General features: G+C 62.6%; 19 protein-coding genes, 1 tRNA gene and 1 pseudogene. 3 read left to right on the forward strand and 18 right to left on the reverse strand.

The window, feature by feature from the left end; translation table 11 throughout:
• Positions 1 to 98 precede the first annotated feature (98 nt).
• Positions 99 to 185: transfer RNA gene (locus FBY03_RS02545), tRNA-Leu, on the forward strand.
• 138 nt (positions 186 to 323) lie between these two features.
• On the opposite strand, the gene FBY03_RS23455 is transcribed toward FBY03_RS02545, so the two are convergent.
• From FBY03_RS23455 to FBY03_RS02610, 14 genes and pseudogenes are all read right to left on the reverse strand, one after another.
• Positions 324 to 1208: a methyl-accepting chemotaxis protein gene (locus FBY03_RS23455; protein WP_371920748.1), complete on the reverse strand. Its 885-nt coding sequence runs from the start codon at positions 1206 to 1208 to the stop codon at positions 324 to 326.
• Positions 1182 to 1643, reverse strand: a pseudogene (locus FBY03_RS23460) (HAMP domain-containing protein); the annotation flags it as partial. The gene FBY03_RS23455 and the pseudogene FBY03_RS23460, both read right to left, overlap by 27 nt.
• Positions 1644 to 2402: 759 nt before the next feature.
• The gene (locus FBY03_RS02555) at positions 2403 to 3698 is read right to left on the reverse strand and encodes an adenylosuccinate synthase (protein ID WP_147170631.1); all 1296 of its coding nucleotides are present in this window, start codon (positions 3696 to 3698) and stop codon (positions 2403 to 2405) included.
• 54 nt (positions 3699 to 3752) lie between these two features.
• On the reverse strand, positions 3753 to 4940 hold the full coding sequence (locus FBY03_RS02560; protein WP_147170632.1) for an ATP phosphoribosyltransferase regulatory subunit: 1188 nt from the start codon (positions 4938 to 4940) through the stop codon (positions 3753 to 3755).
• 37 nt (positions 4941 to 4977) lie between these two features.
• Positions 4978 to 5163 (reverse strand): DUF2065 family protein, encoded by a 186-nt coding sequence (locus FBY03_RS02565; RefSeq protein ID WP_147170633.1) that lies wholly within the window; start codon positions 5161 to 5163, stop codon positions 4978 to 4980.
• Positions 5164 to 5269: 106 nt separating this feature from the next.
• Entirely contained in the window at positions 5270 to 6139 is an 870-nt protein-coding gene (gene hflC / locus FBY03_RS02570) for a protease modulator HflC (protein ID WP_147170634.1), read from the reverse strand.
• Complete coding sequence (gene hflK / locus FBY03_RS02575; RefSeq protein WP_147170635.1) at positions 6139 to 7293, reverse strand: FtsH protease activity modulator HflK; 1155 nt, start codon at positions 7291 to 7293, stop codon at positions 6139 to 6141. Before hflK ends, hflC begins: the two co-directional genes overlap by 1 nt.
• A 97-nt stretch (positions 7294 to 7390) precedes the next feature.
• Positions 7391 to 8692: a ribosome rescue GTPase HflX gene (gene hflX, locus FBY03_RS02580; protein WP_147170636.1), complete on the reverse strand. Its 1302-nt coding sequence runs from the start codon at positions 8690 to 8692 to the stop codon at positions 7391 to 7393.
• A 14-nt stretch (positions 8693 to 8706) separates the two neighbouring features.
• On the reverse strand, positions 8707 to 8964 hold the full coding sequence (hfq, locus tag FBY03_RS02585; RefSeq protein ID WP_025164312.1) for an RNA chaperone Hfq: 258 nt from the start codon (positions 8962 to 8964) through the stop codon (positions 8707 to 8709).
• Positions 8965 to 9065: 101 nt separating this feature from the next.
• Positions 9066 to 10040: a tRNA (adenosine(37)-N6)-dimethylallyltransferase MiaA gene (gene miaA, locus FBY03_RS02590; protein ID WP_147170637.1), complete on the reverse strand. Its 975-nt coding sequence runs from the start codon at positions 10038 to 10040 to the stop codon at positions 9066 to 9068.
• A gap of 47 nt (positions 10041 to 10087) precedes the next feature.
• Positions 10088 to 11971 (reverse strand): DNA mismatch repair endonuclease MutL, encoded by a 1884-nt coding sequence (mutL, locus tag FBY03_RS02595; protein WP_147170638.1) that lies wholly within the window; start codon positions 11969 to 11971, stop codon positions 10088 to 10090.
• Entirely contained in the window at positions 11968 to 13398 is a 1431-nt protein-coding gene (locus FBY03_RS02600; RefSeq protein WP_371920738.1) for an N-acetylmuramoyl-L-alanine amidase, read from the reverse strand. Before FBY03_RS02600 ends, mutL begins: the two co-directional genes overlap by 4 nt.
• An 8-nt stretch (positions 13399 to 13406) precedes the next feature.
• Entirely contained in the window at positions 13407 to 13874 is a 468-nt protein-coding gene (tsaE, locus tag FBY03_RS02605) for a tRNA (adenosine(37)-N6)-threonylcarbamoyltransferase complex ATPase subunit type 1 TsaE (protein ID WP_147170640.1), read from the reverse strand.
• Positions 13862 to 15361: an NAD(P)H-hydrate dehydratase gene (locus tag FBY03_RS02610; protein ID WP_147170641.1), complete on the reverse strand. Its 1500-nt coding sequence runs from the start codon at positions 15359 to 15361 to the stop codon at positions 13862 to 13864. Before FBY03_RS02610 ends, tsaE begins: the two co-directional genes overlap by 13 nt.
• 59 nt (positions 15362 to 15420) lie before the next feature.
• Here FBY03_RS02610 and queG point away from each other — a divergent pair, with 59 nt between their 5' ends.
• Positions 15421 to 16503 carry a tRNA epoxyqueuosine(34) reductase QueG gene (queG, locus tag FBY03_RS02615; RefSeq protein WP_178090538.1) on the forward strand — a complete coding sequence of 361 codons (1083 nt, stop codon included), beginning with the start codon at positions 15421 to 15423 and terminating at the stop codon, positions 16501 to 16503.
• A 12-nt stretch (positions 16504 to 16515) separates the two neighbouring features.
• Here queG and orn read toward each other — a convergent pair whose 3' ends face one another.
• Together orn and FBY03_RS02625 are read right to left on the reverse strand one after the other, a co-directional pair.
• Positions 16516 to 17058 (reverse strand): oligoribonuclease, encoded by a 543-nt coding sequence (gene orn / locus FBY03_RS02620; protein ID WP_147170643.1) that lies wholly within the window; start codon positions 17056 to 17058, stop codon positions 16516 to 16518.
• Between the two features lie 62 nt (positions 17059 to 17120).
• Positions 17121 to 17897 (reverse strand): class I SAM-dependent methyltransferase, encoded by a 777-nt coding sequence (locus FBY03_RS02625; RefSeq protein WP_178090539.1) that lies wholly within the window; start codon positions 17895 to 17897, stop codon positions 17121 to 17123.
• Positions 17898 to 18056: 159 nt separating this feature from the next.
• Between FBY03_RS02625 and rsgA the strand changes: the two genes are divergently transcribed.
• The gene (gene rsgA, locus FBY03_RS02630; RefSeq protein WP_025164304.1) at positions 18057 to 19088 is read left to right on the forward strand and encodes a small ribosomal subunit biogenesis GTPase RsgA; all 1032 of its coding nucleotides are present in this window, start codon (positions 18057 to 18059) and stop codon (positions 19086 to 19088) included.
• A gap of 69 nt (positions 19089 to 19157) precedes the next feature.
• On the opposite strand, the gene motB is transcribed toward rsgA, so the two are convergent.
• Both motB and motA read right to left on the reverse strand, forming a co-directional pair.
• Positions 19158 to 20183: a flagellar motor protein MotB gene (gene motB / locus FBY03_RS02635; RefSeq protein ID WP_147170645.1), complete on the reverse strand. Its 1026-nt coding sequence runs from the start codon at positions 20181 to 20183 to the stop codon at positions 19158 to 19160.
• A 5-nt stretch (positions 20184 to 20188) separates the two neighbouring features.
• Positions 20189 to 21040: a flagellar motor stator protein MotA gene (gene motA / locus FBY03_RS02640; RefSeq protein ID WP_147170646.1), complete on the reverse strand. Its 852-nt coding sequence runs from the start codon at positions 21038 to 21040 to the stop codon at positions 20189 to 20191.
• Between the last annotated feature and the right edge of the window lie 30 nt (positions 21041 to 21070).

Raw genomic sequence — 21070 nt, forward strand, 5'->3', positions numbered from 1 at the left:
AGGGGTTTACAAGTAAAAAGTCGATCCGTATTATGCGCGCCACAACGACGGCAAACGTTGTTGTAGTTGATAGCAAACGAACATAATTTGCAATCGACGCCCAGGTGGTGAAATTGGTAGACACGCCAGCTTCAGGTGCTGGTGACCTTACGGTCGTGGAAGTTCGAGTCTTCTCCTGGGCACCAATTCAAAAAACCGAGCCAAGCGCTCGGTTTTTTATTGCCTGCGAATCGGGCTTTTATCACAGCGACACGCCACAGAGCGCTAACTAACACAGCGGGCTCAACGCAGACGTTGCCGCCGAGCCCGCACGCACTCAACAGCTAAACGCGAAACTGACCCAGACTGGCCTTTAACTGAGCAGCCAGCCCATCCAACTCCCGGCCGCTACTCGCAGTCGCCGCCACCGCCTCGGCCGCGCGCTGAGCCTCGGCATGAATCACCTCGACCCGTCCACGCACCGCTCCCGCGCCCTCAGCCTGATGGGCCGCCGCCAGAGTCGCGGTATTGATAGCCCCATGCACTTCCTCCACCGCAGCCTGAACAGACTGCTGCACCAAATCGCTTTCACGCAACGCCGCCAATCCCTGATTGGCCTGCTGCGCGGCCTGACCTATGGCGGCAACCGCCTCCCGCGCACCCTTCTGCAATGCCTCGATATGCGCCTGAATATCCCCAGTCGACTGCTGGGTCTTGCTGGCCAGCGCACGCACCTCGTCGGCCACCACGGCAAAACCGCGGCCACTCTCGCCCGCCCGCGCCGCCTCGATGGCTGCGTTGAGCGCCAACAGGTTGGTTTGTTCGGCGATGCCATGAATCACCGTCAGCACCACCTCGATCTGCTCACTTTGCCGCGCCAGCCGCTCAATCACCGCAGTGCCGGTTTCGACGCGCAGCACCAACTCCTCGATTGACCCCCCCACCCGCAGCGCAATGGCCGCATTGTCTTGAGCTGCCTGACGGATAGCCGCCACCCGCTGCAAGGCCTCCTGCATGGCCTGGCTTTCCGCCTGTGCCTCGTCCGCCATCCGCGCCAAGTCCTGCAGACTGCCAGCCACTTCGTCGCGCTGGCGCCCGGCCGCAGCTTCAGCCGCCGCGCTGCGCGAAGCCAGATGAGCAATTTCATGTCCCGTGCGCACTGCCACCTCGCCTGCCTCACGCACGATAGGATGCAGCTTGGCCACGAAACGATTGACTGCCGCCGCCATGTCGCCAATTTCATCCCGGCTATCCAATTCAACCCGACGCGTCAAATCACCCTCGCCAGCCGCCCAGTCATTCAACACCGCAATCAGCGTATGCAGCTTGTTGACCACCCGCCGCCCCAACACCAGCGCCAATACCAGCAAGATACCCAAGCCGACCAGCGCCAAGCCCAGGCTGATACTCCAACGCAAGTCCGCGGCTGCGCGCTCCACCACCGCCCGGCTGCTTTGCTCCATACCGCCGGCCGCTTCGCGCGCCGCATTCAACCGCGCCGCCAAGGCCGCACTGCTGTCCGCCGCCGCCCCACTCAAACTCTCGGAGACCAACTGACCACTGCCATCGATCAACGCCGCAAAACGCTGATCCAGCGCAGCCAACTCCTCATCCACCGCGACCGTCGACACACCCAGCAGCACCCTACCGATTTCCTCGCCCATCGGACTGATCGGCGCCTCAGCGAGATAGACACCGGCGTCCGTGGAAGCCGCCTGAAGCACCTTGGCCAGCGCACCGCGCCCCTCACCCTTGGCCTGCAGCGCCTTAACGCGCGCATCCTGGCGATTCAGGTGCCGCGTCAGACGCTTGCCCTTGGCATCGAAATACACGGCAAACAACACCGCCGGATTGCGATGAGCCACCCGCACCAACTCGGTCAACGCCGGCGCATCGTTATCCCAAACCGCCTTGGGCGCGACGGCCGCGAGCAGCTGCGCCAGATCGTCCGCCGAGCTCTTGAGATTAGCCTCCAGCACCCCACGCAACTGCGCCTGCTCCTCCGACAGGCGCGCCGAAAGGCCTTCCGCCAGCTGCGCCTGGGTCTGCACGGAAAGACCTTCAAGACTTCCCTGCACCTCCCGCCCGGCCGAACCCAACTCTTCTACCAGGCGCTGGGTATCGGCTCGCAACCCGGCGCTCAAGTCAGCCACCAAGGTCGCGACCGTCCCACGCGTCAATGCCACAGCAACAAGCACCTGAGCCAGCAATGCGACACCCAGCGCCAAAAAAACCGGACGCAGCAAACGGCTGCGCAACAAAGAAAGAATGGCAGACACAGCGAATACTCCTAACGACCGTATGAGCTATAACGGCGGACTCAAGAATTTATTAAGCCCCACCCCACAACGAATGGCGTGCCGCTGCCAGAAAACGACAAAGGGTCGCTCATGGCGACCCTTTGTCATACATCCCGCTATCGATCAGGCAAACGGGTGACGCAATACGATGGTTTCCTCGCGATCCGGGCCCGTGGAGACGATATCGATGGGCGCGCCCACCAGCTCTTCCACACGCTTGATATAGGCACGCGCAGCAGCCGGCAACTCGTCCAGGCTCTTGGCACCCAGCGTCGATTCGCTCCAACCCGGCACCTCTTCATACACCGGCTGCAACCCCAGGTAGCTGTCGGCATCGGTCGGCGCATCGACCAACACATCGCCGTTCTGGTCCTTGTATCCGACACAGATGCGGATGGTTTCAAGACCATCGAGCACATCGAGCTTGGTCAGGCACAGACCGGAGATGCTGTTGATCTCGATGGCACGACGCAGGATCACAGCATCGAACCAGCCGCAACGACGGGCGCGGCCGGTAGTCGCGCCGAATTCATGGCCACGCTTGGCGAGAAACGCACCGGTCTCATCGAACAGCTCGGTAGGGAATGGACCCGAGCCGACGCGCGTGGTGTAGGCCTTGGTGATACCGAGAATGTAATCCAGGTACAGCGGACCAAAACCCGAACCCGTGGCGATACCGCCAGCAGTGGTATTGGAGCTGGTAACGTACGGATAGGTGCCGTGGTCGATGTCCAGCAGCGAGCCCTGGGCCCCCTCGAACATGATGTCTTTTTCGGCACGGCGCAGGTCATGCAGCACGGCGGTGACATCGGCCATCATCGGCTTGAGCAGCTCGGCGTACTCCATGCATTCATCCAGAGTTTTCTGGAAGTCGATCACCGGGTCCTTGTAATAGTTCTGCAGCACGAAGTTGTGGTAATCCAGCAACTCACCGAGCTTGGCGGCAAAACGCTCGCGGTGGAACAGATCACCGATACGCAGCCCGCGACGGGCAACCTTGTCCTCATACGCCGGGCCAATACCACGCCCAGTGGTGCCGATCTTCGCGTCGCCACGGGCTTTCTCGCGGGCCTGATCGAGGGCGACGTGGTAAGACAGGATCAGCGGGCAAGAGGGACTGATGCGCAGGCGCTCGCGCACCGGCACACCTTTTTCTTCCAGCTTGATGATCTCGCGCATCAGCGCATCGGGCGCGACTACCACGCCATTACCGATCAGGCACTGGACGTTTTCGCGCAGGATGCCCGAGGGAATCAGGTGCAGAACGGTTTTTTCGCCGTTGATCACCAGGGTGTGACCGGCATTGTGACCGCCCTGATAACGCACAACGGCTGCAGCCTGTTCGGTCAGCAGGTCGACGATCTTACCCTTGCCCTCATCGCCCCACTGGGTGCCCAGGACTACGACATTCTTACCCATAACACTTGTCCTCTTCGCGCAAGCTTGATGCCGGCCGCAGCCGACGGAAACAATTCAGGACGCCAGCGGCGCCACCTGCCAACGACCATCGCTCAACAGCAACTGGCGATCACAGCCCGCCTCATGCGCATCGGCCAACGCCTGTCCTGGCAACGCCTGGACAACCCGCGAGCCTTCGCCGCGCAGCCGCTGCACCGCCTGCCACAGATAGACATCATGATTGTCCGGCGCCCAGATGCCAGCCGACGGCTCAACCAACTGCATCCGCCCCAGACTGACCAGGGTTTTCAGATCGGTAGAAAAACCCGTCGCTGGACGTGCGCGGCCGAAATCGGCACCGATGTCATCATAACGACCGCCCTGGGCAATCGACTGACCGACACTCGGCACGAACGCCGCGAATACCACACCCGTGTGATAGTGATAGCCGCGTAACTCGCCCAGATCAAAGTACAGCGGCAACTCGGGGTAACGCAGACTCAATGCATCGGCAATCGCCAGCAATTCATCCAGCGCGGCATGCACGTCATCTGGCGCCTCGACCAGACAGGCCTGCGCTAGATCCAGCACTTCACGGCCACCACAGAGTTCGGCCAAGGCGCGCAGCATCTTGCTCAACGACGCTGGCAGCGACTCGGTCAGCGCCGCGATCTCATCCATGGCCTTGCGCTGCAGCGCATCGAACAACTGCTGCTCGACCTCATCGGACAAACCGGCCTCACGCGCCAGGCCACGGTAGATACCCACATGCCCGAGATCCATATGCACGTCCGGCACTATCGCCAGCTCGAGCATATCCACCAGCAGACTGATGACCTCGACATCGCTGGCCGGGCTGGCATCACCATACAGTTCGGCGCCCAGCTGAATAGGGCTGCGCGAGGTGGTCAGCGCGCGCGGCTGAGCGTGCAGTACGCTCCCGGCATAGCACAACCGGCTCGGCCCTTCGCGGCGCAAGGTATGCGCATCGATACGTGCCACCTGCGGTGTGATGTCCGCGCGAAAGCCCATTTGCCGGCCGGACAGCGGATCGGTCACCTTGAAGGTGCGCAGATCCAAATCCCGCCCCGCACCAGTCAGCAGCGATTCCAGGTATTCGATGTGCGGCGTCACCACGAACTCATAGCCCCAGCGCTGGAATAGATCCAGCATCTGGCGGCGCGCCACTTCGATGCGCGCCGCTTCCGGCGGCAGTACTTCTTCGATGCCATCTGGCAGTAGCCAGCGGTCTACCGTTGCCATTTAGCCATTCCCCTCTTGATCCGGGCGGCACAAGCCATCAGTGAAGCAGATAAAGGAGGGCTGTACCCAGCAGCATGCTGGCCAGCCCCATCAGACGTAGCTGTCGATCCGACAGCCGTACCAGCTGTTCGATCACCCCGCGCCAACGGCGCGGGTAGAGAAAGGGCAGGATGCCTTCCAGCACCAGCAGCAAACAAATCGCAATGCTCAGTTCCTGCCACATGATTCCCACAGACGCAAAAAAGCCGGGATTTTCCCGGCTGCCGCATCATACCACGTTTTCTGCGCCGGTCACCCCGGCGGACGGCTAGCGTCCGCCGGGACTCGGCTCAAGGTTTGGACTTTTCCAGATAGCGGAAGAAGTCACTATTGGGGTCGAGTACCAGCACATCGCTCTTGTCCGCGAAGCTTTCGCGATAAGCCCTCAGGCTGCGATAGAAGGAGTAAAACTCCTGATCCTGGCCATAAGCCCCGGCGTAAATCGCCGCGGCTCGAGCATCGCCCTCACCACGCAGCTCTTCGGCCTGGCGATACGCCTCGGCCAACAGCACGCGCCGCTGACGATCCGCATCGGCGCGAATCCCCTCGGCCAGCTCCCTACCCTTGGCCCGATGCTCACGCGCCTCGCGCTCGCGCTCAGAACCCATACGGTCGAAGACGCTGCGATTGACTTCTTTCGGTAGATCGATGCCCTTGACCCGCACATCCATCACCTCGATACCCAACTCCTGCTGGGCAGCACGGTTCAGCGAAGCCGTCACGTCCGCCATCAAGGCATCGCGTTCACCGGACACCGACTCATGCAAGGTGCGCTTACCGAACTGGTCACGCAGTGAAGCTTCCAGCCGGCGCGCCAAGCGCTCGTCGGCAATCTGCTTGATCCCAGAGGTCGCGGTGTAATAGCTCTCGGCATCCTTGACCCGCCATTTGGCGAACGCGTCGACCATCAACGCCTTCTTCTCCAAGGTCAGGAAGCGTGAACTGGACGCATCGAGCGTCAGCAGACGCCCGTCGAACTTGCGCACCTGGTTCACGTACGGAATTTTTACATGCAGACCCGGCTGCACGTCCGGCTCGACGATACGACCGAACTGCAACAATACCGCGCGCTCGGTTTGCGCCACGATATAAAAGCTGTTCCAGGCGACCAGCGCCAGTACCACGCCAACTATCAGGGCGATCAGCGATTTATTGCTCATCAGCGGCTCTCCCTAGAACGCAGCCCAGGCTGCCGTGAATCACTGCTCACCCGTGCCCCCAGATCGCTGGCACCAGCACCAGTAACTGCACCGGAGCCAGTACTGCTGCGGCCGTCGATCATTTTGTCCAGCGGCAGATAGAGCAAATTGTTCTGCCCTTTCTCGCCAGTCACCAACACCTTGCTGGTATTGCTCATCAGCTCCTGCATGGTGTCCAGATACAGGCGCTCACGCGTCACTTCCGGCGCCTTGCGGTACTCGGTCACCAGCGCGGTGAAACGATCCGCCTCACCCTGGGCACGCGAAACCACTTCATCGCGATAACCGCTGGCATCCTCGAGCAAGCGCTGAGCCTGACCGCGCGCCTCAGGCACCACACCGTTGGCGTAGGTTTCAGCCTGATTCCTCTCACGCTGCTCGTCTTCACGGGCACGAATCACGTCATCGAAGGCCTCTTGCACTTCGCGCGGCGCAGCCGCACTTTGCAAGTTCACCTGAGTCACGGCGATGCCGGTGCGGTAGGTATCGAGGAAGCGCTGCAAGCGCTCTTTGACTTCACTGGCCATCAACTCACGACCCTCGGTCAATACCTGATCCATCTCGGTGGAACCCACCACATGGCGCACGGCACTGTCGGTCGCATGCTGCAAACTCATCTCTGGCTGGTCAACGTTAAGCACGAAATCCTGCAAGTTGCTGATTTTGTACTGCACGGTCAGCGGCACTTCGATGATGTTCTCGTCCTCGGTGAGCATCTGCCCTTGCTTGCTGTAGGCGCGCTCGCGGGTGACGTTCTCCTGGAATTTACGATCGATCGGCGGGAAGTAGATATTCAGACCCGGGCCGACGGTTTCGTAGTACTTACCGAAACGCAGCACCACGGCCTGCTCCTGCTCATCGACCACATAGATCGCGCTATACAGCCATATGGCGGCCAGCAAGCCCAGGCCAACGAATAGCAAGCCGAAACCACCACCCTTACCGGCGCCATCGTCATTGCCACGTTTCTTACTGCCACCGAACAGCCCATTCAGGCTTTCCTGCAGCTTGCGGAAGGCCTCGTCGAGATCCGGTGGCCCCTTGCGATCGCCGCCACGGCGCCCACCCCAAGGATCCTGATTGTTCGAGTTGCCACCCGGCTCATTCCAAGCCATAGCGCTCTCCATACTGATAAAGCAAAGACGCACCCACGGTGCGCCCGCTAATGCTACCGAATGCCCACCGTCAGCGGCAAAACCACTGCAGTAGGCTTTATTGCAAAGTGTGTTGCTCGATAAATTCCAGCGGCTGCAGCCCTTCTCGACTGACCAGCCGATTCAACTCCACGCGCGGCAAGCGCACCGCTAACAGACTACTGCCATCTTCGGCATGCCCCTCACTCTGCACCACTCCCAGCTCGAAGAACTGAGCACGCAAGCGCGCCAAGCGCTGCGGCAAGTGTAACGTGCCGACGAACAAGTCATGCCCCAACAATTCGGCAATCGCCTGCTCCAGCAATGGCAACCCCCGCCCATCACGCGCTGACAGCCACACTCGTTGCGGTGCACCCTCGGCATTTCGCTGAATTTGCGGCTCAACGCCTTCGAGCAAATCCAGCTTGTTATACACCTCGAGTATCGGCAGCCGCTCGGCACCGATCTCAACCAGCACCGCCATGACCTGCTCGATCTGCGCCATACGCTCAGGCTCATGGGCATCGATCACATGCAGCAGCAGGTCCGAGTTGCTCGATTCTTCAAGCGTCGCGCGAAAAGCCTCGACCAATTTGTGTGGCAAGTGGCGAATAAAGCCCACCGTATCGGCCAATACTACCGGCCCCAGATCATCCAGCTCCAACCGACGCAGGGTCGGGTCTAGCGTGGCGAACAGTTGGTCGGCAGCATAGACCTCTGACTGGGTCAGGGCATTGAACAGGGTTGATTTACCCGCGTTGGTATAGCCGACCAGAGAGACCGACGGGATATCCGCGCGCTTGCGCCCGCGGCGCGCCTGCTCACGCTGACTGCGCACCTTTTCCAGTTTTTGCTTGATCTGACGGATGCGTACGCGCAGCAGACGACGGTCGGTTTCCAGCTGGGTTTCACCTGGACCGCGCAGACCGATACCCCCTTTCTGCCGCTCCAGGTGGGTCCAGCCGCGCACCAGCCGAGTGCTCATATGATCCAGCTGAGCCAACTCGACCTGCAACTTACCTTCATGGGTACGCGCGCGCTGGGCGAAGATATCGAGAATCAGACCGGTGCGATCCAGCACCCGACACTCAAACACGCGCTCGAGGTTACGTTCCTGACTGGGCGTGAGGACGTGATTGAAGATGACCAGATCGGCTTCGAGAAGCTTGACCTGGTCGCGCAACTCTTCGACTTTACCACTGCCAATCAGGTATTTCGCGGTCAGCCGATTGCTCGGCACACTGAGGAAGGCCACCGCATCGGCGCCAGCCGAGAGGGCCAGCTCCTGAAACTCTTGCGGGTCTTCGCGCGCCTCGGAGTCTTGGCCGTCCAGATGAACCAGAATGGCCCGCTCCCCACCTTCATGACGCTCGAAGAACAATGCAGCCTCCTAAATCAGGCGTTACCAGGTTCGGCTTCAGCTTGCTCGCTCTCGGCACTCGGCAGGCGCACCGGACGGCTCGGCACCACAGTGGAAATAGCGTGTTTGTAAACCATTTGGCTGACAGTGTTCTTCAGCAGAATCACGAACTGGTCGAAGGACTCGATCTGGCCCTGTAGCTTGATGCCGTTGACCAGGTAGATGGAAACCGGGACGCGTTCCTTACGCAGGGTATTGAGGTAAGGGTCTTGTAGCGAATGCCCTTTTGACATGTGCCGCACTCCTTTAAGGATCAAAAATAAATAGTTTTAGTAAACCAACAAACGGCTTTAAGTCGTCTTACCCCCAAGGATAGACGGCCAACGGCAAGGTCTCAGGTCAATATGGAGACCGACGCCAAGTATTTCAAGGCGCGCGGCAGATTGTCACAGGCCAGGCTATCCAACCAATACAAGTCGGCCCAACTGCGCAACCAGGTGAACTGTCGCTTGGCCAGCTGGCGCGTGGCAATGATCCCACGTTCCTGCATCTGCGCCGCGCTCAGGTTGCCCTCTAAATAATCCCAGACCTGGCGATAACCCACCGCCCGTATAGACGGTAGCCCCGCGTGCAAGTCACTTCTTTGACGCAGCCGTTCGACCTCGTCGACAAAGCCCTGTTCCAGCATCAACTGAAATCGTTGTGCAATTCGCGCGTGCAGCACCTGGCGCTGCGCCGGGGCGATGGCCAAGTGCGCGACAGTATAGGGCAGTCGAGCTGTGCCAGGGCTGGTACCGCCAGGCGCCTGCATGGCCTGGCGCTGCCGGTGAGCGGTCATGGTCACGCCACTGAGCCGATACACTTCGAGGGCGCGGGTCAGGCGCTGCGGGTCATTGGGATGAATGCGCGCCGCCGACTCAGGATCGATCGCCTGCAACTCGCGATGCAGGGCGTCCCAGCCCTCAACCAGGGCACGCGCCTCCAGCTCTGTGCGCACCTGCGGATCGGCGCTCGGCATATCGGCCAGGCCATCGAGCAATGTCTTGTAATACAACATAGTACCGCCGACCAGCAGCGGAATGCGTCCGCGGGCGGTGATTTCCGCCATCGCCGCCAGCGCGTCGACCCGGAACTCGGCGGCCGAATAGCTTTCAGACGGGTCGCGAATATCGATCAGGCGATGGGGAAACTCCGTCAGCACCGCTTTATCGGGCTTGGCCGTGCCGATATCCATGCCGCGATAGACCAACGCCGAGTCGACGCTGATCAGCTCGCACGGCAGCACTCGCGCCAGCTCCAAGGCCAAGTCGGTCTTGCCGGCTGCGGTAGGGCCCATCAGGAAAATCGCCGGAGGCAAGCGGTCAGCCATGCTCGAGGACTCGTTGAACCGCGCTGATGCGGGCCCGCCCCAATCCCTTAACGGCCACGCAGGAACAGCTTATCGAGGTCGTCCATGCCCATCTGCGTCCAGGTCGGACGGCCATGGTTGCACTGGCCACTGCGCTCGGTGCTCTCCATATCCCGCAACAAGGCATTCATCTCCGGCAGCGCCAAGCGTCGATTGGCACGTATTGCGCCATGACAGGCCATGGTGCCGAGCAACTCATTGAGATGCGCCTGAATGCGGTCACTGGTGCCGTACTCGAGCAAATCGGCCAGCACGTCGCGCACCAACTGAGTCGCTTCGGCCTGTTTGAGCAAGGCTGGAATTTGCCGAATCGCCAAGCTTTCCGGACCCAGTCGCTGCAACTCGAAACCGAGCTTCTGAAACCAGACCGCATGCTCTTCGGCGCAGTCCGCCTCGCGCTGACTGACCGCAACGGATTCGGGCACCAACAGCGGCTGCCCACGCAACCCCTCGCTGGCCATGGCGACTTTCAGCCGCTCATAGGTGATCCGCTCATGGGCCGCATGCATGTCGACCACGACCAAGCCCTGAACATTCTCGGCCAGGATGTACACCCCTTTCAGCTGGGCAATGGCATAGCCCAGTGGCGGCACATCGCCCTGCGCCTCAGGCAAACTCGCCGGCGCCGCCCCAGGCAAGGAGGTCAGCGGCGAGAAATACTCGCGGTACGTCCCCTGGGCCTCGGCTGTCGGCAATGCGGCACCTGGTCGGGGCGCCTGATAGCCGGCACCCGCCGAGCGCCAGACCGACTCGCCAGGCGTGCGCTCCAGCACGCTGGCCGCCAGACCGATTTCACCCTGCGGGCCGAACTCCCCGGCAGCAGGGCCAGTCGCGCGAACCATCTCGGTTGCCGCCGCAGGAACCGCCAACTGGTCTTCCGGACGTACATCACCCAGCGCTCGGTGCAAGGTGCCATAGAGAAAATCGTGCACCATCCGCCCGTCGCGAAAACGCACTTCATGCTTGGTCGGGTGCACATTGACGTCGACCACCGACGGATCGATGTCGAGAAACAACACGAAGGTCGGGTGCCGGCCATTGAACAGCACATCGCGATAGGCCTGACGTACCGCATGGGCGACCAGCTTGTCGCGCACCATGCGTCCATTCACGTAGAAATACTGCAGGTCCGCCTGACTGCGCGAGAAGGTCGGCAGGCCGACCCAGCCCCATAAGCGCAAGCCATTGCGTTCGATCTCGATCGGCAGCGCCTGCTCCAGGAAGCCGGGGCTACAGACCGCCGCGACGCGCCGCCCGCGACTGATCTCATCGTTCGCTTCGTGCAGCCCCAGCACGGTCTTGCCGTTATGGCGCAGGTGAAAGGCCACATCGAAACGCGCCAAGGCCAGGCGCTTGATGACTTCCTGCAGGTGATCGAATTCGGTTTTTTCGCTCTTGAGAAACTTGCGCCGCGCCGGGGTATTGAAGAACAGGTCACGCACCTCGACCGAGGTGCCAATCGGATGGGCGGCGGGCTGTACCCGTGGCTGCATGTCGCGACCCTCGGTCTCCACCTGCCAGGCCTGCTCGGCATCGGCGGTACGCGAGGTCATGGTCAGCCGGGCCACCGAGCTGATCGATGCCAAGGCTTCGCCGCGAAAACCCAGACTCAGCACCTGCTCGAGGTCTTCCAGTTCACGGATCTTGCTGGTGGCATGGCGCGCCAGGGCCAGTGGCAGATCGTCCGCCGGAATGCCGCTGCCATCGTCACGCACGCGCAGCAGCTTGATACCGCCTTGCTCGACGTCCACCTCGATGCGCCTGGCGCCGGAATCCAGGCTGTTTTCCAGCAACTCCTTGATCACCGAAGCCGGGCGCTCGACCACCTCACCGGCGGCGATCTGGTTGGCCAGCCGCGGACTGAGTAACTGAATGCGCGCACTGTCACTCATGGCTGCACCGCCAAGGTGGTGGCCGGAATCTGCAGGGTCTGACCCACCTTGATCAAGTCGGAGCTCAACGAATTAGCGCTACGCAGGGCGCCCAGGCTGACCTGATAACGCTGGGCGATCAGCGCCAGGCTTTCCCCGGAGCTGACCACATGATCACGCGGCCCCTGGGCGATCTTGCCGTTGTCGCGCATCCACGCCAGGTAGGTGCCTGGCGGCGGATTCTGCTGAAAGAACTGGCGCACCCCCGCCTGAATAGAGCGCGCCAGGACCTGCTGATGGCTGGACGAGGCCAACTTCCGTGCTTCATTAGGGTTGGAAATAAACCCGGTCTCGACCAGGATCGAGGGAATATCCGGCGACTTCAACACCATGAAGCCGGCCTGCTCGACCCTGCGCTTATGCAAGGGAGTGATCCGACCGATATTGCTCAGCACCTTTTGCCCGACATTCAGGCTGGACGATAGCGAAGCGGTCATCGACAGGTCCAGCAACACGCCCGCCAACATGCGGTCCTTGTCATCCAGACTGACATTGCCGGCGCCACCGATCAGGTCCGACTGGTTTTCCGTATCGGCCAGCCAGCGTGCGGTTTCCGAGGTCGCGCCACGATCCGACAAGGCATACACCGAGGCGCCAAAGGCCGCGGCGCGCGGCGCCGCATCGGCGTGAATCGAGACGAACAGGTCGGCGCCCTTCTTGCGGGCAATCTCGGTGCGCTTGCGCAACGGAATGAAGTAGTCGCCGGTACGCACCAGCTCGCCCCGAAAACCCTTCTCGGCGCTGATCTGGCGCTGCAACTCCTTGGCCAAGGCCAGGGTCACATGCTTCTCATACTGCCCCTTGACCGGGGACAATGCGCCCGGGTCCTCGCCACCGTGACCCGCATCGATGGCGATGACGATATCGCGCTTGCTACTGGGCACCGGGGTCAACTTAGGCGGAGCCTGGGTCGGGGTAACCGGCGCCACTGGCGCGCTGGCAGTGGTGGTCGCCGGCAAGCTGGGGGCCATGCCCGCCTCCTGATCGAACAGGTCGACCACCAGACGATGGCCATACTGCTGATTGGGCGCCAGGGTAAAACTTTTTGGCGTCACCGGCGCCGACAGGTCGATTACCACCCGCAGGTCGTCTGCCGTACGTTGCGCCGAGCGCACGGCGGTAATCGGCGTATTACTCAAGACCAGCTGATCGAGTTGTGTGGCGAGCTTGCCCCCCTGGACATCGATCACGATGCGATCCGGCGCACTGAGGGTGAAGACGCTGTGCTGGACCGGCCCGGACAGGTCGAACACCAGCCGTGTGTTATCCGGCGCGCGCCACAACCGCACGCTGCGCACATCCGAAGCGGCGACAACCTCGGCAGCGAACGCCGCCAATACCACTCCAACCGCGATGAAACGCGCGCTTATGCGCATAGCCAACCCCATTATTTAACTCATGCCCCGATGGCCAAAGCGGCACACCAGGTCTCGCCACACACAGTCTGCCCGCGTACACGCAGCAAGCGTCCGGCCGCTTGCGCTGTAATGGTAATGTCCAGGTCCGCCTTTGGCAAAAAACCGGCACCGCGCTGCGGCCACTCGACCAAGCACAGCGCATCGCCTTCGAAGTAGTCGCGAATACCCAGGTACTCCAACTCTTCCGGGTCGACCAGCCGATACAGATCAAAGTGAAAGGCCCGAACACTGCCAATCTCGTAAGGTTCGACCAGGGTGAAGGTCGGGCTCTTTACCGCGCCGACGTGCCCCAAGCCGCGAATAATCCCGCGTGACAGGGTGGTTTTGCCGGCACCCAGGTCGCCATGCAGGTAGATGACGCCACGCCCGTCACTCACCTGGGCGATACGCGCGCCCAGCACCAGCATCGCCGCTTCATCGGCGGCATACAGTTCTACTTCAGACAAACCGACTGCTCCTGCAATAACTGACGAATGGCGGCGCACAAATCACTGGCCGCCAACCCACACCCTTGTTCAGCCAACCGCTCACCGGCACTCGCATGCAGCCAAACGCCCAGACTCGCGGCGGCAAATGCCGGCAACCCCTGAGCCAGCAGCGCGCCAATCAAGCCGGCCAGGACATCGCCCAAGCCCGCTCCCGCCATCACCGGGTGGCCTCGATCGCACACCAGCAACTGCCCCGCGGGGTCGGCGATCAAGCTGCCCGCGCCCTTCAGCACGCACACCGTCTGATAACGCCGAGCGAGTGCGCGCGCCGCACTCGGCCGATCGGCCTGCACCTCGGCCGTAGTCATCCCCAGCAAGCGCGCCGCCTCGCCCGGGTGCGGGGTGATCACACCATTGCCCGGCATCCCGACCGCACCCGTCGCCAGCACATTCAGGGCATCGGCGTCCCACACCTGCGGCGCCGCGCTAATCGCCGCGACGGACAACAGACTACGCGCCCACGCACCCTGCCCCAGGCCAGGGCCGACCACCCAGACCGTCGCCGACTGCCCAAGCGCCAGCAGCTGGTTGGCTGAGGCCAGGCCAACGCTCATCACCTCGGGGATACGCGCTTGCGCGGCGGCCAGGTGCTCGGCCCGGGTCGCCAGCGACACCATGCCGGCACCGCTGCGCAACGCGCCCTGCGCCGCGAGCAAGGCAGCCCCCGCCAAGCCCCGTTCACCGCCGACCACCAGCACATGGCCTAGCTGGCCCTTATGCACGCTACGCGAGCGGCTCGGCAGGCGCGGTAGATTGCCACCCGCCAGGCGCTGCGCCACGTAGGTCTGCTGTGCGACCAGCTGCGGATCGGCCTGCAGATCATCAAATTGCAACTCGCCGACCCAGTCCGCCGCCACGCCGGTGAATAAGCCCAGTTTCAAACCGATCAGCGTTACCGTCAGCTGAGCGCGCACTGCGACGCCAAGGACCTGACCGCTGTCGGCGCACAAGCCCGACGGCACATCCACCGCCAGTACCGGCTGCCCGCTGGCATTGAGCAGACGAATGACCTGGGCATAAGGTTCGCGCACCACGCCACGCAAACCGGTGCCGAGCAGGGCATCGACCACCACGCCCTCGAGCGCCGTACATTCGCTCCATGCTTGCATCGCCACCCCGGCAGCCAGCGCTTCGTCGCGGGCCAATGCGGCATCGCCCTGCAACTGCTCGGCGTCACCCACCGCCAGCAGCTTTACCCGCCAACCGGCGCGCAGCGCCAACGCCGCGACCAGGTAGCCATCGCCGGCGTTGTTGCCACGCCCAGCCAGCACAGTAACAGCTCCAGCCTCAGGCCAGCGGCGGCGCAGCGCGCGCCAGATGGCATGGGCGGCGCGGCGCATCAGCTCGAAGCCGGGCGTACCGGCGGCGATCAGTCGGGCGTCGAGTTCGCGCACCTGAGCGGCGCTATACAGGGCAAGGGGAAGATTGTCAGGAGAATGCGGCATGCGTGGGCTCCGATGTCTGGCAGAATTATACCCACCTCCGCTCCGGTTGCCCGCTCAACATGTCCCCCAGCACGCTCGACCACACCGCTCTCGCCACCCTCGCCCAGTCGATCAAGGACTGGGGCCGCGAGCTGGGCTTCCAGCAGGTCGGCATCGCCGGGCTGGACCTCGCCGAGCACGAGGCGCACCTGCAGCGCTGGCTGGCCGCCGGCTATCAGGGTGAGATGGACTACATGGCCGCCCACGGCAGCAAGCGCTCGCACCCGGAGCAACTGGTGCCGGGCACGCTGCGCGTGGTCTCGCTACGGATGGATTACCTGCCCGGCGATACGCACATGGCGCAACGCCTGAGCGAGCCGGAGAAAGCCTATGTGTCGCGCTACGCCCTCGGCCGCGACTACCACAAATTGATCCGCAAGCGCCTGCAGCAACTGGCCGAGCGCATTCAGCAGCACATAGGCCCGTTCGGCTTCCGCGCCTTCGTCGACAGCGCCCCGGTGCTGGAAAAGGCCATCGCCGAACAGGCTGGGCTCGGCTGGATCGGCAAGAATACCCTGGTGCTCAATCGCCAGGCTGGCAGCTACTTCTTTCTCGGCGAGCTGTTCGTCGACATTCCCCTGCCTGTCGATGCGCCGCACGCCAGTGAGCACTGCGGACGCTGCACCGCCTGCCTGGACATCTGCCCGACCGCCGCCTTCGTCGGCCCTTATCTACTGGATGCGCGGCGCTGCATCTCCTACCTGACCATCGAGCTGAAAGGCTCGATCCCCGAGGAGCTGCGTGCACCGATCGGCAACCGGGTGTTCGGCTGCGACGACTGCCAGCTGGTCTGCCCGTGGAATCGTTTCGCCCGCCCCACCGAGCAAGGCGACTTTCAGCCGCGTCACCAGCTGGATAACGCCGAGCTGGCCGAGCTGTTTCGCTGGAGCGAGGAAGAGTTTCTCAGCCGCACCGAGGGCTCGCCGCTGCGCCGCGCTGGCTATGAACGCTGGCTGCGCAACCTGGCGGTCGGCCTGGGCAATGCACCCTCGAGCATTCCGGTGCTCGAGGCGCTCAAGGCGCGTCGCGAGCACCCCTCGGCCTTGGTGCGCGAGCACGTCGAATGGGCGCTCGCGCGCCACGCCGAGCGGGGCCGTGCCTAGCCCGCGGCACGCTCAGACCTTGAGAAAGTGTTCGCGGTAGTAGACCAGCTCGGCGATCGACTCGCGGATATCGTCCAGCGCCAGGTGCGTGCCCTTCTTCTGGAAGCCCTCCTTGAGCTTGGGCGCCCAGCGCTCGGTGAGGATCTTCAGGGTCGAGACGTCCAGGTTGCGATAGTGGAAATAGGCTTCCAGGCTCGGCATGTAGCGATACAGGAAGCGTCGATCCTGACCGATGCTATTGCCGCAGATCGGCGACTTGCCTTTGGGCACCCACTGCTCGAGAAAGGCCAGGGTCTGCGCCTCGGCTTCGGCCACACCGACCTTGCTATCGCGCACCCGCTGGGTCAGGCCACTCTCGCCGTGGGTGCGGGTGCACCACTCATCCATGCCGGCCAGCAGCGCATCGCTCTGGTGTACCGCGATCACCGGGCCTTCGGCCAACACATTGAGGTCACTGTCGGTGACTATGGTGGCCATTTCGATGATGACGTCTTTATCTGGATCCAGACCGGTCATTTCCAGGTCGATCCAGATCAAGTTCAGTGGGTTTTGCATGATGCGCTCCTCGGCTAGAACGGGCAGTTTAGCGAATAAATCATTCGCCGATGCGCCTGTCGTTAGCCCGGCATGCGCCAGAGCAACAGCCGCGACTGGCGCCAGTCGTGCAGCTCGATCTGCTGATCTGCCGGCACACCCGGCACCGCGAAGCTGTTGCTGATCAACCAGCTACCGCCCGCCATCTGCCCCCGCGCCTTGTCCCACAACGCGGCCATGGGCGCTGGCGAGAGGAAGCAATAGACCACGGCGAACGCCGACAGGTCGGTGCGCCAGAGGCTTTGGTAGCGAATCCGGCAATTGCTCTGCGGCACACTGCGCAGCCAGGCGATGGCGAACGTCAGAGGCGCCGTTTCCACCCCGACAAACTGTGCCTGCGGAAACTGGCGGGCCAGCCACAACAGAGTACCGGCCGGGCCGCAGCCGAGATCGATAAAGCTGAAGTCCGGCGCCTGGCGGGTGAGTAGGCCGGCCAACTGCCGACGGCATTTCGCCCCGCTCAGGTACAGCGGCACCCGCTCACCGAAGCTGTTCCAGTTGAGCAACAGCAGCAGCACGAAGCCCGCGAGGAACACCCAGGGCGGCAGCGGCGCCCCGCTCAAGGCAAGCAACGCCGGGACGAACGCCAGATTCAGCCACCACCACCAGCGCGACAAACCGAAGCAGCGGCCGAGACAGGCTGCCAGCAGCCCTTGCGCCATGCCAGCCAGCAGCCAGCTGGGACGCCAGACCGCGAACTGCGCCGCCAGATAGACCAGCGCGCCGATCAGCGCCGTCGCGCCCAACTGGGCCAACAACGCCAGCAACGCCGGGTAGCGCCCGAGCACTTGCCGCACCATCCTTGCTGCCCCATCCATTAACTCGCGCTCCCGAAGCTGCCTGCATTGCCGCGCAGTTTAACCGCTCGCCGCCCCACCACCGCAGCGCATGCGAGTCGTCATGGCGCGCATGCTAGACTCGCCGCCAGTTCTCATTGCTATTCAACCCTCGGAACCCCCATGGCCAAACGCCAACTCAACCGCCGGCAAAACTGGCGCATCGAAAAAATTCAGGGCGAACGAGCCGCCCGCGCGGCCAAGCGCGAATCGCAAGCCGTGCAAATCCTCGAGGGCGGCGACCTCGGCCCGGAACAGCTCGGCCTGGTGATCGCCCACTTCGGCGTGCAGGTCGAGGTCGAAGCCCTGGATGGCGAGCTGGCCGGCCAGGTATTTCGCTGCCACCTGCGCGCCAACCTGCCGGCCATGGTCACCGGTGACCGCGTGGTGTGGCGCGCCGGCAATCAGGGCATTGGCGTGATTGTCGCGCAACTGCCGCGTAATACCGAACTGTGCCGCCCGGACACACGCGGCCAACTGAAACCGGTGGCGGCCAACGTCGACCTGATCGTGATAGTCTTCGCCCCCCTGCCGGAACCTCACGCCAACCTGATCGACCGTTACCTGGTGGCCGCCGAGCATGCCGGCATCCGCCCGCTGCTGTTGCTGAACAAGGCCGACCTGATCGATGAGCAGAACGCCGTCGCGCTGAACGCCTTGCTCGGCGTGTATCGCCAGCTGGGCTACCCCCTGCTGGAGGTGTCCGCCCACCAGGGTGACGGCATGCAACAGCTGATGCAGCAACTCGACGGTCACGTCAGCGTGTTCGTCGGCCAGTCCGGGGTCGGCAAATCGTCACTGGTCAACAGCCTGCTGCCCGATGTGGATACCCGCGTCGGGCCCTTGTCGGAACTGACCGGCAAGGGCACGCACACCACCACCACCGCGCGGCTGTTTCACTTTCCCGGTGGCGGCGAACTGATCGACTCCCCCGGCATTCGTGAATTCGGCCTGGTGCATGTCAGCCGCGAAGATGTCGAGGCGGGCTTTATCGAGTTCCAGGACCTGCTCGGCCACTGCCGCTTCCGCGATTGCAAGCATGATCGCGAGCCCGGCTGCGCGCTGCTCAAGGCGTTGGAGGACGGTCGTATCCAAGCACAACGCATGGCCAGCTACCGGCATATCCTCGCCAGCCTGCCCGAGGCCGACTACTAGGCATCACGCGAACAGCAACTGAAACGACAAGGCCGCGACTGATCGCGGCCTTGTGCTTTCGCAGGTGGATTACTCGCTCGGCTGATCGAACTGCAGCACGCCATCCTCGAAGATATTCAAACGCTCACGCAGTTCATCCGGTTGCACCGGTGCGCCACTGGCTGGGTCGCTCGGCAAAGCCGACTCTGGTGCAGCGTCACTCGACGCACCGGGCGGCGCCTCAACAACACCGCCCTGCTCGCCCTCGATCGCGCGCTGGGCCTTCTTGGTCAGCACCGTGATGTCGATACGTCGATTAACCGGATTGAGCGGATTTTCACGGTCGAACAGCGCCGACGAGGCATAGCCGACGACCCGCGCCACCTGTTCCTCGTCATAGCCCCCGGCAACCAACACGCGCCGCGCGGCGTTAGCCCGATCGGCGGAGAGCTCCCAGTTCCCAAAGTCACCACGACCGGCAAAGGGCTTGGCGTCGGTATGACCGCTGATGCTGATCTTGTTCGGCACCGCCCTGATGGTGTCGCTCAAGGCCAGCAGGATGTCCTCGAAGTAAGGCTGCAAGTGCGCGCTGCCACTGTCGAACATCGGTCGATTCTCGGCATCGACGATCTGGATACGCAAACCGTCCTGGGTGATGTCGAACAGAATCTGATCCTTGAAACGCTGCAGCTGAGGATTCTCCTCAACCTTGGTCTGCAACTCCTGAAGTAACAATTCGAGGCGCTCGCGTTCCAGCTGTTCGGCGATGCGCTCCGCCTGCTGCGGGTCGGCCTCGAGCTGATCGATGTCAGGCTGGCCGCTGTCCGGCTGCGCCTCAACGTCCGGATTGAGCGTGCGGTCTGGCGCCGGCGACGGCGAGCCGCCAAGGTCGATCACGTAGGGACTGGCACTTTCGGAGAAGCCGATCGGGTCTTTGAAGTAGCCGGAGATCAGTTTCTTCTGCTCTGGCGTGGCCGCAGACATCAGCCAGAGCACCAGAAAGAACGCCATCATCGCCGTGGCAAAGTCGGCGAAGGCAATTTTCCAGGCCCCACCGTGGTGGCCTGCGGCAACCTTCTTGACCCGCTTGACGATAATCGGCTGATTGTTCTCCATGCTGTTTAGTTACCGCGCATGGCTTGCTCGAGTTCGCTAAAACTCGGTCGGTGCGCCGGGTACAAGACTTTGCGTCCGAATTCGGCGGCCAACGACGGCGGCATGCCGGACGCCGACGCGACCAGCGCCGCCTTGATCGCCTCGAAGACGTTCAACTCTTCCTTGGCGTCGTGCTCCAGACTGGTGGCCAGCGGGCCGAAGAAGCCATAGGCAGCGAGAATCCCGAGAAAGGTGCCGACCAGCGCGGCGCCGACATGCTGGCCCAGTTCAGCCTGCGCCACCTCGCCGAGCAAGGCCATGGTCACCACGATGCCCAATACCGCCGCGACGATACCAAAGCCCGGCAGGCCATCGGCGATGCGCGCCATGGCGTGGGCCGGGTGATCCAGGTCTTCCTTGATACTGGCGATTTCCATATCGAACAGGCCTTCCAGCTCGTGCGGGGCCATGTTGCCGGAGGACATGATGCGTAGGTAGTCGCAGATGAACGCCGTCATCTGGCCATCCTTGAGGATCGTCGGGTACTTGCTGAAGATCGGACTGGCGCCGGGGTCCTCGACATCGGCCTCGATGGCCATCATGCCCTCTCGGCGACTCTTATTGAGAATCTCATAGAGCAGGCGCAACACGTCGAGGTAGAAACCGTGGGTGAAGCGCGCACCAAACATCTTCAAGGACTTCTTGAAGACGTGCATGAAAGCGCTGCCTGGATTGGCCTGGAGAAAAGCGCCCAAGGCCGCGCCGCCGATGATCAGCACCTCAAAGGGCTGAATCAGCGCAGCGATCTGGCCGTGAGACAACACATACCCGCCAAGGACGCTGGCGAATACCACAATAATGCCGATGATTTTTGCCATAAAAGGAAACTTGCTAGAGCCAGTAGTAAG

The organism is Pseudomonas sp. SJZ079 (genome assembly GCF_007993865.1).
Taxonomy (GTDB): Bacteria; Pseudomonadota; Gammaproteobacteria; order Pseudomonadales; family Pseudomonadaceae; genus Aquipseudomonas.

Bases quoted from the DNA above. Each gene is read 5' to 3' on its own strand.
- FBY03_RS23455 (WP_371920748.1), bottom strand. From the start codon at position 1,208: ATGGCGGCGGCAGTCAATCGTTTCGTGGCCAAGCTGCATCCTATCGTG.
- FBY03_RS02555 (WP_147170631.1), bottom strand. From the start codon at position 3,698: ATGGGTAAGAATGTCGTAGTCCTGGGCACCCAGTGGGGCGATGAGGGC.
- FBY03_RS02560 (WP_147170632.1), bottom strand. From the start codon at position 4,940: ATGGCAACGGTAGACCGCTGGCTACTGCCAGATGGCATCGAAGAAGTA.
- FBY03_RS02565 (WP_147170633.1), bottom strand. From the start codon at position 5,163: ATGTGGCAGGAACTGAGCATTGCGATTTGTTTGCTGCTGGTGCTGGAA.
- hflC (WP_147170634.1), bottom strand. From the start codon at position 6,139: ATGAGCAATAAATCGCTGATCGCCCTGATAGTTGGCGTGGTACTGGCG.
- hflK (WP_147170635.1), bottom strand. From the start codon at position 7,293: ATGGCTTGGAATGAGCCGGGTGGCAACTCGAACAATCAGGATCCTTGG.
- hfq (WP_025164312.1), bottom strand. From the start codon at position 8,964: ATGTCAAAAGGGCATTCGCTACAAGACCCTTACCTCAATACCCTGCGT.
- miaA (WP_147170637.1), bottom strand. From the start codon at position 10,040: ATGGCTGACCGCTTGCCTCCGGCGATTTTCCTGATGGGCCCTACCGCA.
- mutL (WP_147170638.1), bottom strand. From the start codon at position 11,971: ATGAGTGACAGTGCGCGCATTCAGTTACTCAGTCCGCGGCTGGCCAAC.
- FBY03_RS02600 (WP_371920738.1), bottom strand. From the start codon at position 13,398: ATGGGGTTGGCTATGCGCATAAGCGCGCGTTTCATCGCGGTTGGAGTG.
- FBY03_RS02610 (WP_147170641.1), bottom strand. From the start codon at position 15,361: ATGCCGCATTCTCCTGACAATCTTCCCCTTGCCCTGTATAGCGCCGCT.
- queG (WP_178090538.1), top strand. From the start codon at position 15,421: ATGTCCCCCAGCACGCTCGACCACACCGCTCTCGCCACCCTCGCCCAG.
- orn (WP_147170643.1), bottom strand. From the start codon at position 17,058: ATGCAAAACCCACTGAACTTGATCTGGATCGACCTGGAAATGACCGGT.
- FBY03_RS02625 (WP_178090539.1), bottom strand. From the start codon at position 17,897: ATGGTGCGGCAAGTGCTCGGGCGCTACCCGGCGTTGCTGGCGTTGTTG.
- rsgA (WP_025164304.1), top strand. From the start codon at position 18,057: ATGGCCAAACGCCAACTCAACCGCCGGCAAAACTGGCGCATCGAAAAA.
- motB (WP_147170645.1), bottom strand. From the start codon at position 20,183: ATGGAGAACAATCAGCCGATTATCGTCAAGCGGGTCAAGAAGGTTGCC.
- motA (WP_147170646.1), bottom strand. From the start codon at position 21,040: ATGGCAAAAATCATCGGCATTATTGTGGTATTCGCCAGCGTCCTTGGC.